This window comes from Pseudoalteromonas sp. NEC-BIFX-2020_015, from assembly GCF_012952265.1.
In the GTDB taxonomy this organism is placed as follows: Bacteria; Pseudomonadota; Gammaproteobacteria; order Enterobacterales; family Alteromonadaceae; genus Pseudoalteromonas; species Pseudoalteromonas neustonica.
In genome coordinates this window covers 25,497-38,078 of sequence record NZ_JABCJL010000035.1, presented here as the reverse complement: position 1 = coordinate 38,078, position 12,582 = coordinate 25,497, and the positions used below count along the sequence as shown (strand labels likewise).

Here is a 12,582-nt window from a genome sequence, read left to right as displayed (position 1 = left end):
CATCCATCGCGATTGGCGAGATTAGAGTTACAGTCATCTTGATGTTATCACCAGGCATTACCATTTCTACGCCATCTGGTAACTGTACGTCACCAGTTACGTCAGTTGTACGGAAGTAGAACTGTGGGCGGTAACCTTTGAAGAATGGAGTATGACGACCACCTTCGTCTTTCGAAAGTACGTATACTTCTGAAGTGAATGTTGTATGTGGGTTGATTGAACCAGGCTTAGCTAGTACTTGACCACGTTCAACGTCTTCACGCTTAGTACCACGTAGAAGTGCGCCGATGTTTTCGCCAGCACGACCTTCGTCAAGAAGCTTACGGAACATTTCAACACCAGTACAAGTAGAACGTGTTGTATCATTGATACCAACAATTTCTACTTCGTCATTGATGCGGATGATACCAGCTTCAACACGACCAGTTACAACAGTACCACGACCTTGGATTGAGAAAACGTCTTCGATAGGCATGATGAATGGCTTATCGATGTCACGCTCTGGCTCTGGGATGTAAGTATCAAGTGCTTCTGCAAGCTCAACGATCTTGTCTTCCCACTCTTTCTCGCCTTCTAACGCTTTAAGCGCAGAACCCGCGATTAGTGGTAAGTCATCACCAGGGAAATCGTATTCAGAAAGAAGTTCACGAACTTCCATTTCTACTAGCTCAAGTAGCTCTTCATCATCAACCATGTCACATTTGTTCATGAACACGATGATGTAAGGAACACCAACTTGGCGAGAAAGAAGGATGTGCTCACGCGTTTGTGGCATAGGACCGTCAGTAGCCGCAACTACTAAGATAGCGCCGTCCATTTGAGCAGCACCTGTGATCATGTTTTTAACATAATCGGCGTGACCAGGACAATCTACGTGTGCGTAGTGACGTGAAGGAGTATCGTATTCAACATGAGACGTTGAAATTGTGATACCGCGCTCACGCTCTTCTGGAGCGTTATCGATTGATGCGAAGTCTTTAGCTACACCACCGTATACTTTTGCAAGTACGTTAGTGATTGCTGCAGTTAGGGTAGTTTTACCGTGGTCAACGTGGCCGATTGTACCAACGTTTACGTGCGGTTTTACGCGTTCAAACTTTTCTTTTGCCATGACGGAACCTATCAGTTTTGTGTATCTAGATTACATATGAAAATAATCCACCAGTAGGTAGATTAAGTTAAATTTTTCAAATTTCAAATAGTTTTTTCTGACAGATAAAGGAAGTATTCAAGAAGATTCTTAGACTGGTGCTGATAGGCAGAGTCGAACTGCCGACCTCACCCTTACCAAGGGTGCGCTCTACCAACTGAGCTATATCAGCAACACCAGAAACTGGAGCGGGCAGCGGGAATCGAACCCGCATCATCAGCTTGGAAGGCTGAGGTAATAGCCATTATACGATGCCCGCGTTAGGAACCTGTTCTTAAACTACCTCTAACCGTCAAGAATAAAGTGGTGGAGGGAGCTGGATTCGAACCAGCGAAGGCTGAGCCGTCAGATTTACAGTCTGATCCCTTTGGCCGCTCGGGAACCCCTCCACGATAATTCTTGACTAAACACGACTCATAAGAGAAGTGGTGCCGACTAACCGAGTCGAACGGTTGACCTACTGATTACAAGTCAGTTGCTCTACCAGCTGAGCTAAGTCGGCACTGCTTTAGTACGGGGCGAGATATTAGAGTAAGGTGCGAGTTGATGCAACAGTAAAATTAAAAAAAATATGAATTTATGTGTTAAATGCTCACAAATCAGGCAAAAACCATGTTTTCTCTATTTATTATTCAATAAATACCACTGGTTCAGGCCTTTCATGACTAATTGCGAGTCAAAAACAGCGCCCGAAAACTGCGCTTGTAATAACTTGGCATAACCACCAGCAAAAATTAATTGTGGTTTTTTACCACTTAAGTGCAATTTAGCTTGTTCAACTGCGCCAATAGTGGCCACTAATGCGCCATTTTTTAAACCGTTTGGTGTATTTACGCCTAATTGATTACTAAATTCGGTATGTTGATCATCGAATACCCGCTGAGTGTTTTGTGTTAATGAGTGAGTCATTAAATCAAGGCCAGGTAAAATCCAGCCACCCAGATGCTGCCCTTGTGCTGTAAGTACGTCAATTGTTGTGGCTGTGCCGGTGTCTACCACTATGCAATTTTGCTGTGGCCATAATGCAAATACGGCAATAAGTGCAAGCCAGCGGTCGATCCCTAAATTATCATAGTGTTGATACGCGCATTGCAAACCGCCGAGCTCTTTACTTACTTTAGCCTCAAAACATGGCACGTTATGCAAATTAGCTTGCGCAAGTAAGGCGTGCAGCTGGTCACTTTTCCCAACACAGGCATAAATAAGCTCGTTAATTTGCGGCCAAGGCAGCGCATTTACATCACACGGTTTAATTTCGCCTTGCTGGTATAACGTCGCTTTAAGTGCTGTATTACCTACATCAATCAGTAATCTCATAGCTGCGCCTTGCGTAACGAAATTTCACCACCGTAATAACTTTTAACCTCGCCATCTTGGCGAATACGAATACCACCGTTAGCATCAATGCCTTCACAAATACCACGCCAGCTACGATGCCCGGTATTTAGTTCCACACACTGCCCAGCAAAGGCGTTGAGTAAATTCCATTGTTGGTACATGTCATGCAGGCCCGTTTGGCTGTACTGTGCTAAACGCAGCTCAAGGTGATAGGTTAAATGCGCCACCAGCTGATTTTTATCTATTTGCTCACAGTGTTGATTCAAATCTGTCCACGCTTGGTCGATTTGCTGACTAAAACTCTCAGGCATTTGCAAGTTAATACCAATGCCGATTACTAGCTGACACGGCCCTTGTGGTTGCCCATCGAGCTCAACTAAAACACCTGCTAGCTTTTCTTTATTAAGGTAAATATCATTGGGCCACTTGAGCTCAATATCTAACTGGTACAATGCTTTTAATGTATCGTAAACAGCCAAACCAACAGCGATAGACATGCCCATTGCGGCTTGTAGGCCGTCATCTAACCGCCAGAAATAACTGTAATACAGGTTTGCACCAAATGGTGACTGCCATACTCGCCCACGACGCCCGCGCCCTGCCTGCTGCATTTCAGCCACAATTACAGTGCCGGAGTCTAGTGTTTGTTTTGCTGCAATACGACGCATCAGTTCACTGTTGGTTGAATCGATAATAGGGTGTACTTCAACTTGCGCGCCACGAGATCCAAGTGTTTGGTAACACTGCGCTATTTTATTTTGATCAAGTAAGCCAACCGTATTATTCAAACTGTAGCCCTTACCGCTGACTTTAAAAATATCTAACCCCATCTCTTGCAGGCTTTGAATGTGCTTACTGACTGCAGCCCGGCTAATACCCAGTTGTTCACCTAATAATTGCCCCGAAATAAAGCCTCCTTGGTTGAGGGCATTCAAAATTGCGAGCTTATTACCATCTGGCGCCTTCATGCTGGCTCCTCTAAATTTATAAGGTACTCAGCATCGCCATTTATCAACCGTACTTCGTGTTGTAATTTTATTTGATAACGCTGCCAAACTTGCTGTTGGATGTATTTAACCATAGCCACAAGGTCGCTCCCTCGACTATTACCATGATTAACAAGTACCAGTGCTTGTTGTTGATGTACCTCAATACCCGCTATGCGGTGACCTTTTAAGCCAGCCTGCTCTATTAACCAACCAGCGGCCACTTTATGATGTTCGCCATCATAATAATAATGGGGCAACTGCGGGTACACTAGGAGCAACTCATTGAGTAGCGCGTTTGCTATAATTGGGTTTTTAAAGAAGCTCCCTGCATTAGCAAGCACGTAAGGATCGGGTAATTTGCTGTTGCGTGTTTTAATAACTTGTTCAAAAACCGCTTGCGGTGTGACTTGTTCAAGCTGCTGCAAAGGACCATAGCTTAACTCTGGTTGCCACAACTGAGGCAAAGCGAATGCCACTTTAGTAATTACCGCTTTATTTTTTAATCCGTGCTTAAAAATAGAGTCACGGTAACCAAACTCACACTGCTCGGCAGATAAGCGAATAAACTGCTTACTGGCAATATCAAAATACTCAACATATTCAACAAACTTTGCCAGCTCAACACCATACGCACCAATGTTTTGCACGGGAGCAGCCCCGACAGTACCGGGGATCAGCGCGAGATTTTCAAGCCCAGGCATACCTTGCTTGAGTGTATAAGCAACCAATTGATGCCAGTTTTCACCTGCAGCAATCTCAAGCAAGTAATCATGCACACGCTGCGTTACTGTGATACCTGTGGTAGCCATTTTAATAACCACACCTTGGTAGTCATTTAAAAAAACCGTATTACTGCCCTCTCCCAATATACAAAAAGGCAGGCTAAACGATTGCTGCTGCAATTGTCTGTTGTCGGTGATTACACTTATTTGTGGGCACTGACTCGGTAAAGAAAACGTATGAAAAGGTTGCAGGGACTGAGCCACAAAAGCCTCAAAGGTTACCAATAACTAATCATACTAGTGTAACTCATCATCGTTTATGCAAGCCACCTGATTGTAAAAATTGTTCAACCCTGATGGTCAATCATGATATAAAACCTGCACTTATTATTTCCGTTCAAGGCCAATATGAAACTCACACCTATTTTTTTAAGCCTTGCCATGGCGGGCGCTTGCTCACACGCCACGGCGAATGCTGTTGACGAACACACTTACGCAAACCTTAATGATGTTATTACCACTCACCTACACCTCGACTTAGATGTCGACTTTGCTGATAAGCAATTAGAAGGGTTTGTTGAGCACACATTACAATGGCAAGATAACAGCAGCAAAACGCTCGTACTTGATACGCGCGACTTAGATATTGATAAAATAATGTATCAAGATCAAAACGGCGGCTGGCATAAAGCCTCTTACACGCTCGCTAAGCGCGATGATGTTAAGGGCTCAAAACTGACCATTACATTTAAAAGCCAAGCGCAAAAAGCTCGTATTTATTACAATAGTCGCCCTGAGGCATCTGGTTTACAATGGTTAACACCTGAGCAAACGGCCAGCAAAACGCATCCATTTATGTACAGCCAATCACAGGCAATTCATGCCCGCAGCTGGATCCCAGTACAAGATACACCAGCAATGCGTGTTACTTACTCTGCGCGTATTCATACGCCAAAAGATGTGCGTGCAGTAATGAGTGCCGACAATAAAGATGCGCTTTATAAAGACGGTGACTACATTTTTGATATGCCTCAAGCAATCTCACCTTACTTAATTGCAATTGGTGCTGGTAATTTAGAATTTAAAGCTATGTCTAAGCAAACCGGTATTTTTGCTGAGCCAACTATTTTGGATGCATCGGTTGCTGAGTTTAACGATACCCAAGCAATGATCGACAAAACCAATGCAATGTACGGTGAATATGCATGGGGTCGTTATGACTTATTAATGCTACCGCCAAGTTTTCCATTCGGTGGCATGGAAAATCCACGTCTATCATTCATCACGCCAACGGTTGTTGCTGGTGATAAAAGCTTAGTTAACCTGATAGCACATGAACTCGCTCATTCTTGGTCTGGTAACTTAGTGACGAATGCCACGTGGGAAGATTTATGGTTAAACGAAGGCTTTACCTCATACGTTGAAAATCGCATTATGGAAGAAGTTTTTGGTCGCGACCGCGCCGTAATGGAACAAGCACTCGACGCAGCAGGCCTTCGCGCGCAACTTAAAACGATTGATGCACCAGATACCCGTCTTAACTTAAAACTTAATGGCCGTGATCCAGATGATGCATTTAGCTCAGTACCATACACTAAAGGCCAGCTGTTCTTAATTTACCTTGAAAATAAATATGGTCGCGATAAGTTTGACCCATTCGTTAAGACCTACTTTAACGAATTCTCATTTAAGTCACTCACAACAGCTGAGTTTGTAACTTATATCAAAGCAAACTTAATTGAAAAGTATCCTGGTGTTGTCAGCATGGATAAAGTAAACGAATGGATTTTTGAGCCAGGTTTACCCGCAGACGCGCCAAACCCAACATCAGATGCCTTTGATAAAGTAGATAACGCAACACAAACGTGGTTAACAGGCAGCACAACCGCAGCGCAACTACCGACAAACAATTGGACTGTGCATGAGTGGTTACACTTTTTAAATAATCTACCACGCGATTTAAGCATTGAAAAAATGACCGAGTTAGATGCAGAATTTAATCTTACGCAGTCAACCAACGCAGAGCGTGCTTTTGCATGGTATATGCTTGCAGTAGGAAATGGTTATCAAGCAATCTATCCGGCGCTTGATAATCATTTATCAGGCATTGGTCGTCGTAAACTAATTGTACCCCTGTACAAAGCACTTGTTACACATGGTAAACGTGAGTGGGCAAACAAGGTGTACTTAAATGCACGCCCAGGTTACCACCCTCTTGCACAAGGTACTATTGACGCATTATTTGTTAAGTAAGCATCAAAAGAAAGGGCGATAAATCGCCCTTTCTTTGTTTTTAAATAGGCTTTTTGGTTCTTACTTTGTGATTTTTTTGATGAATGCTTGTCGTTCTTGCTCACTGGCTTGCTGCCACCAAAAATCAAGCATCGCTGCTGCATTGGGTACGCCCTCATTTATTGGCGCAGTACGAGAGGCTGGTGCATTATTTGTGGTAGTAACAGTTCTATGGCCCGTTGGTGGCGCCTTTTTCTGACCCTTAGTACCAGTAATATCCTCAGCGGCAATGAGATCCAATGGGATCCCCAGTGATGCCCCCTTAGCTTGCAAACTAACTTGTGGAGCCTCGGCGAATACTTTGGCTGCAACTGCATTTTCAGCACGATTAAATACGACATCATAATCAGTGCCTGATGCGATGGTCACGTTTACCCAAAATGGTTCAGAGTCAATCACTTCATGCTCATCGTAACTTAACTCATAAAGATCTGAATATTTAAGCTTGAATTGATACTGTCCTGGGGCTAAATCTAATTCATCTATACGATGAAAAAATGACTGTTCAATTTTTTTATCCCCGACCTGCAAAGGAATAATTTCCTCCGGAAAATAAACTGTCTCAGCAAAACTAGCTGCACTGAGTAATAACGATACGACACCACCTAATACTATTAATTTACGCATATGAACTCCTTGTTGTTTGATTTGAGTTTGACACTGCAAACAAAGTTTGTCATTAGTGCACTTTACTCCACGTTAATAAAGGATCTCAACCGTGAGCCAAGAAACTATATTTACAAAAATTATTAATCGCGAAATTCCCGCAGACATTGTTTACGAAGACGATCTCGCTCTAGCATTTAAAGACATTAATCCTCAAGCGCCTTTTCATGTACTAATTATCCCAAAAAAAGCGATTGCAACAATTAATGACATTACTGAGCAAGATGCTCCTTTAGTCGGCCATCTATACGTAGTTGCAGCAAAACTAGCTAAACAACAAGGTTTTAGCGAAGATGGGTTCAGGGTAGTAATGAACTGTAATCAACATGGTGGGCAAACTGTTTATCATATTCATTTACATATGCTCGCCGGAAAAAGTATGGGATGGCCACCATACCAAGATAAGAAGAAAGAATTGGTATAGTAATTTTTACTCTAAACTTTTATAAACACGCACAACTTTAATTAAATGTTATAAATGTGTTTATATTCAAATAGATAATCGAAAAAATTATGGCTAATTTTTAACAACTAATACCTTGAAGCTAGTAAAATTGTATTTTTCCTGCCTATTAATAGGAAATTTCTAATACGAAAGGCGCGGATTGCGTGTTAGGATTAATTAGTCAACTTTATTCAAGAGTAAGTAAGTATGAGTAGTTCAGCCTTTTTGTTACTAGATCTAGAGCCAATCAATACAATTGGTATTAATGTATTAGAGCCTTTATTAAAAACCCAAGGGCTCAATGTTACTACAGGAACTAATATTTTAGACATTCCTGAGGGTACCCGCTTATTATTTATTGAAACATCAAGCCAAGATGCGTGGGGGAAATTAAAAGAACAATTAGTAAACCTACGTATAAAATGCGATATCGTGTTATTCAATTTAGATGAGAACCCTGAGTTAGCTAACCGCGCGCTATTGAGCGGCATCCGTGGCGTGTTTTACACCACGGATAATGCAGATGTATTAATGAAGGGAATTCGTTTACTACTTGAAGACCAGCTTTGGTATCGCCGCGATATAATGTGTAACGCCTTAAACCGCATGCTGCAGTTCAATAAAGACGCTTTACATAAACTAACAGACGGTGATATTGAGCCTGTAAAATTAACCAAGCGTGAAAAAGCCATCATCTCATTAATGAGCAATGGCTCTAAAAATAAAGAAATTGCTGAGTCACTCAGTATCAGCCCACATACGGTAAAAACGCATTTATACAGTGCATTTAGAAAAACCAAATGCCGTAACCGTATAGAGCTTCTTTCATGGGCTCAACAAAATATTCCTGACGAAATTCGCTAATACAGCAATATCATACTCGAATTAAAAACAGGTGCTGCGGCACCTGTTTTTGTGTTTATTAAACAACGTGCTATTTGCTAACATCGGCAATTGCCATTATTCTGAAGCCGTCTCTGTGATTTGCTTGGAATAGCCATGCTCGATTCCCTAACACTCTATTTTGCCAGCGCTGCCATGATGGCAGTTATGACACTGCTTAATTTTTTAACGTGGCGTGCTAATAAGCACACTCCTGGCACCGTACTTTATATATTTTACCCATTGGTATTATTTACCGCACTAATGAGTTTTGCACTACATGGCAATATCGACAGTGTCCTTACCGCGACTTTGGCTAATAGTTTATTATTTAGTGCGTCAATTATACATGGTTTAGCCATTAGCCAATTTTTAGGTTATAAGGGCAAAATCTTCCGTTTATTTGTTGCTGCAACGATTGTGTGCAGCGCAATATTGGTCTACTCAAGTGTTGTTGATCCCAGTTTGCGTATTCGTATTTTAGCCTCCGACTTACAACACATCAGCGAAGCCATTTTTTTACTTTATCTATTTTTTCGTTTTGCCCGCAAACCATACCCAAATGGCAGCATTGTCTATATTTTAATTCTCACCATTGTTTGCTGTATTTTCGCAGGCCGTGCCTTTTTAATGGAAGATATGAATAGCTTTAACCCATTAAAAGAGAACTGGTTTAGTATTACGCTACTTGTAAATGGCGTTATTGCACCGATGTTTTATGCCACTGGCATGGCATTACTTTGTAATGAACGCCGCGAGCAAAACCTGAATCAACTAACTTTAAAAGCACAAAAAGATTTAGAAATTCGCGGGCTATTTTTATCCACTATTAGTCATGAAATTCGTACCCCACTCAATGGTATTTTAGGCAGTGCGCAGTTGATCATGAACCAATCCAGCGACCCTCGAGATAAGCCCTACTGCGAAGCTATTATTAACTCGGCCGAATCGCTCAATTTACTGGTTGATAAAGTGCTCGACTACGCCAGCCTAGATCAACACGATGAAGCCCTGTATGAAGAAGATGTAGAGTTTAAAACGTGGTTACATAATTTATGTTTGCTGTTAAGTCCTCTAGCAGAACAAAAGCGCTTACACTTTGAGTTGATTTATGACCTTCCCGAACAAGCGTGCTATTACTGCGATCAGCAAAAACTGCGACAAATCATCATAAATTTAGTCGGTAATGCCATTAAATTTACTGATCATGGTACCGTTAAAATTCGCGCAGAATTGCTCGAAGAACGTCAGCTTGAACATCACATTCGCATTAGCGTCATTGACTCTGGACCGGGTATCGAAGATGACGAAATTGAATATCTAACAGAGCCCTATGTGCAAAGCAGTGCCGGCAAGGAAAAGGGCGGAACAGGCCTTGGTCTTGCAATAACCAGTCGCTTACTCGATAAGTTAAGCTCCCAGTTAGATATTATCAGTGAGCTTGAAAAAGGCAGTTCATTTAGCTTTGATATTAACTTAGCGCTAGGGGAGCTCAGTTTAGTGGAACAGCGTCACCAATGTAAAGACTACCTCACAGGCCTAGACGTGCTATTAGTTGAAGACTTAGATCTCAACCAAAAAATAGCCATTGAGTTTATGGCTGACGATGAGCATAAAATAAAACTCGCGCGTGATGGTAAAAGTGCCATTGATTTAATGCAAAAGCATCATTTTGATGTTGTATTGCTCGATATGAACTTGCCAGATCTAACAGGACAAGAAGTACTAAAAACACTCAAAAGAATTGAGCATAAAAACCAACGAACCCCCGTACTCGCATTTACTGCAAGCTTAAGCCCTGACGAAATAAAAGAATACTTTTCTTTAGGTATAAAAGATATTGTCGGCAAGCCAATAAAACAACAAAAATTACGCCAAGCGCTGAGTGATTCGCAAACTAGCCAAGCCCCCAGCATTGCCGTAGAACTCAGTGATGTTCTGTATGACGAAACGGCCGCAAAAACACTCCAAGGTTCATTCACCGACGATGAAGTATCATCTATCTATAATGAGTTTGTTTTATCCGCACGCAACAAGTTAATCCGCGCCCAGCAATTGCTCGATGAAGATAAAGAACAATGCATCAAAGTATTGCATCGCCAAGCCAGCACCGCATTGCAATTGGGTTTTAACCGCTATGGTATGGAGCTGAAAAAAATAGAACGGCGACTACTCGATAGTAAACCTCTAAAAGAATCCCTCACCGAAGCATTGGTGCTATGGCAAAACAGCTTAGAGCAGTATTTAAAGTATGTTCGAAGTCAGTTGGATTAGAGTGGTTAGCAGTATAACGTGTTGTAGTACGCCAATGACAAATTGATTGCTCAATTTATATTAACTTGATGTAATAGGTACTACATTGGATAATTAAAGAGTAGAACTCATGCTAATTTTTAAAGTTTTGATTTTAGTTGCTTTATTAAGGTTACTAATCACCACTGAACGACCTAATTTGTGTGCAGGAATTTACACTGGCCTCGTATTGTTAGTTAATCTTATGTCTGGCTTAGGGTTCATTACAGCTATTGTTGCAACAGCTATCTCTGGTGCATTAGCATTACTTTATTTTTGGCTGCTCAACCATTTCAGAGATACCGCAATTTTCTGGGTAATACTTGTTGTTGGCCTTGTTATCGGTTTAATTTAGTAAAATCATCTCTGTTAATATCGACCGTATACATCTTCGAACCGTTCGATGTCATTCTCATCAAGTATCGCACCAGTTTGAACTTCTATCAGTGTTAGCGGTTCACTTTGAGTATTCGCTAAGCTATGGATTTGACCGGCTGCTATATAACAGGATTGATCGGCTGTTAAAACACACGATTTGCCATCAATGCCTACATCAGCAATGCCAGATACCACCACCCAATGTTCAGCGCGGTGCTGATGGCGTTGGGTTGAAAGCTTGGCGCCAGGGGTTACGATGATTTTTTTTACTTTAAATCCAGTTCCTGCTACCAATACCTGATAACTGCCCCACGGTCGATATACTGCCTGATGGTGAATCAGTTTATCACCATGCTTAACCGCTAGTAGCTTTAATAATTCAGGCAACAGCCCTAACTGATTTCTATCGGCAACTAATGTGGCATCGTGCGTATGAATAATCGCAAGATCACTCACTCCCAGCGCAGCAATAGTATGACCATCTTCACTACTAAGTAAGTTGTTACTGCTATTTGAAACTACATCATCTGTACTTGTATTATTACCTTGCTCATCTTTATCAGCACTTTGCCACAACGCATTAAAGCCACCAACATCATTCCAATCAAGAGCTAACGGCAGCACCGCCACATTAGCACTGCGCTCTAAAATGGCATAATCGATAGAATCACTTGGGCAGTTTTTTAAAGCATCGCTATCTGCGCGGGTAAAACCTAAATCACCTGTAAAGTTAGCGGCTTGCACAACACAGCTCGCTATTTTTGGCGCAAAGCGCTCTAGCTCAGCAAGATATGCACTTGGCGTAAACAGAAACATCCCACTGTTCCAACTGTACTGCGCGCAAGCAAGGTATTGCTGCGCTAATAAAGAGCTGGGTTTTTCTTTAAATTCATCAACCTCATAGCAATTTGTACCCGCTATTTTTACGCCTTGTTTGATATAACCATAGCCACAATGTGCTGAATCTGGTTTTATTGAAAAGGTAATTAATTTACCTTGTTCGGCAAGTTTCAGTGCATCAGGTAACTGCTCAACGAGTAATTCAAAGTTACTAATATGATGATCGGCCGGCATCACCAATAATGGTGTATTGATCCCATGCTGTAAGGCAAATTGTGCGGCAAGTGCAATAGCTGGAGCTGTATTTCTCCCCTCAGGCTCGAGCAAGATAGCCTTAGGTTGCACCTGTAACTGTTCGCACTGGCTGCTTGCAATAAAGCGGTGCTGTTCATTACACACTAATATTGGAGGATTAAAACCGTTGTTTGCTACGCGTATTAATGTGCTTTGTAAGAGTGATTCATCGCCCAATAAAGGTAAAAACTGTTTCGGCATCGCGCTACGTGATAATGGCCACAATCGTGATCCAATTCCACCAGCCAATACAACGGGGGTGATTGAGTATGTCATAGCAAACTAACTATTTTG

General features: G+C 41.9%; 11 protein-coding genes and 4 tRNA genes. 5 read left to right on the top strand and 10 right to left on the bottom strand.

What is annotated here, in order from left to right:
• The 8 genes from tuf to murB all read right to left on the bottom strand — a co-directional run.
• The coding region (gene tuf, locus HH219_RS19515) for an elongation factor Tu (RefSeq protein WP_169328390.1) at positions 1-1,111 on the bottom strand (1,111 nt) is incomplete at its 3' end.
• A 135-nt stretch (positions 1,112-1,246) separates the two neighbouring features.
• Positions 1,247-1,322 (bottom strand) — tRNA-Thr (locus tag HH219_RS19510).
• A gap of 12 nt (positions 1,323-1,334) precedes the next feature.
• Positions 1,335-1,409 (bottom strand) — tRNA-Gly (locus HH219_RS19505).
• 45 nt (positions 1,410-1,454) lie between these two features.
• Positions 1,455-1,539 (bottom strand) — tRNA-Tyr (locus tag HH219_RS19500).
• 37 nt (positions 1,540-1,576) lie between these two features.
• Positions 1,577-1,652: transfer RNA gene (locus tag HH219_RS19495), tRNA-Thr, on the bottom strand.
• 119 nt (positions 1,653-1,771) lie between these two features.
• Positions 1,772-2,467: a type III pantothenate kinase gene (locus HH219_RS19490; protein ID WP_169328389.1), complete on the bottom strand. Its 696-nt coding sequence runs from the start codon at positions 2,465-2,467 to the stop codon at positions 1,772-1,774.
• Positions 2,464-3,456 (bottom strand): bifunctional biotin--[acetyl-CoA-carboxylase] ligase/biotin operon repressor BirA, encoded by a 993-nt coding sequence (birA, locus tag HH219_RS19485; protein WP_169328388.1) that lies wholly within the window; start codon positions 3,454-3,456, stop codon positions 2,464-2,466. The genes HH219_RS19490 and birA overlap by 4 nt, the downstream gene beginning before the upstream one ends.
• Positions 3,453-4,463, bottom strand: a complete 1,011-nt coding sequence (murB, locus tag HH219_RS19480; RefSeq protein ID WP_169328387.1) for a UDP-N-acetylmuramate dehydrogenase — start codon at positions 4,461-4,463, stop codon at positions 3,453-3,455. The genes birA and murB overlap by 4 nt, the downstream gene beginning before the upstream one ends.
• Positions 4,464-4,607: 144 nt before the next feature.
• Between murB and HH219_RS19475 the strand changes: the two genes are divergently transcribed.
• Complete coding sequence (locus HH219_RS19475) at positions 4,608-6,452, top strand: M1 family metallopeptidase (RefSeq protein WP_054455962.1); 1,845 nt, start codon at positions 4,608-4,610, stop codon at positions 6,450-6,452.
• Between the two features lie 60 nt (positions 6,453-6,512).
• Here HH219_RS19475 and HH219_RS19470 read toward each other — a convergent pair whose 3' ends face one another.
• Complete coding sequence (locus tag HH219_RS19470) at positions 6,513-7,118, bottom strand: DUF2057 domain-containing protein (RefSeq protein WP_169328386.1); 606 nt, start codon at positions 7,116-7,118, stop codon at positions 6,513-6,515.
• Between the two features lie 91 nt (positions 7,119-7,209).
• Here HH219_RS19470 and HH219_RS19465 point away from each other — a divergent pair, with 91 nt between their 5' ends.
• The 4 genes from HH219_RS19465 (at position 7,210) to HH219_RS19450 (ending at position 11,131) form a co-directional block, all read left to right on the top strand.
• Entirely contained in the window at positions 7,210-7,581 is a 372-nt protein-coding gene (locus HH219_RS19465; protein WP_054206799.1) for a histidine triad nucleotide-binding protein, read from the top strand.
• Between the two features lie 228 nt (positions 7,582-7,809).
• Entirely contained in the window at positions 7,810-8,466 is a 657-nt protein-coding gene (locus HH219_RS19460; RefSeq protein ID WP_054206800.1) for a response regulator transcription factor, read from the top strand.
• A gap of 135 nt (positions 8,467-8,601) precedes the next feature.
• On the top strand, positions 8,602-10,758 hold the full coding sequence (locus tag HH219_RS19455) for an ATP-binding protein (RefSeq protein ID WP_054206801.1): 2,157 nt from the start codon (positions 8,602-8,604) through the stop codon (positions 10,756-10,758).
• A 109-nt stretch (positions 10,759-10,867) separates the two neighbouring features.
• Positions 10,868-11,131 (top strand): hypothetical protein, encoded by a 264-nt coding sequence (locus HH219_RS19450; RefSeq protein WP_054206802.1) that lies wholly within the window; start codon positions 10,868-10,870, stop codon positions 11,129-11,131.
• Between the two features lie 14 nt (positions 11,132-11,145).
• Here HH219_RS19450 and HH219_RS19445 read toward each other — a convergent pair whose 3' ends face one another.
• Positions 11,146-12,564, bottom strand: coding sequence for a mannose-1-phosphate guanylyltransferase/mannose-6-phosphate isomerase (locus HH219_RS19445; RefSeq protein ID WP_169328385.1), 1,419 nt, complete (start codon positions 12,562-12,564; stop codon positions 11,146-11,148).
• Positions 12,565-12,582: the final 18 nt, after the last annotated feature.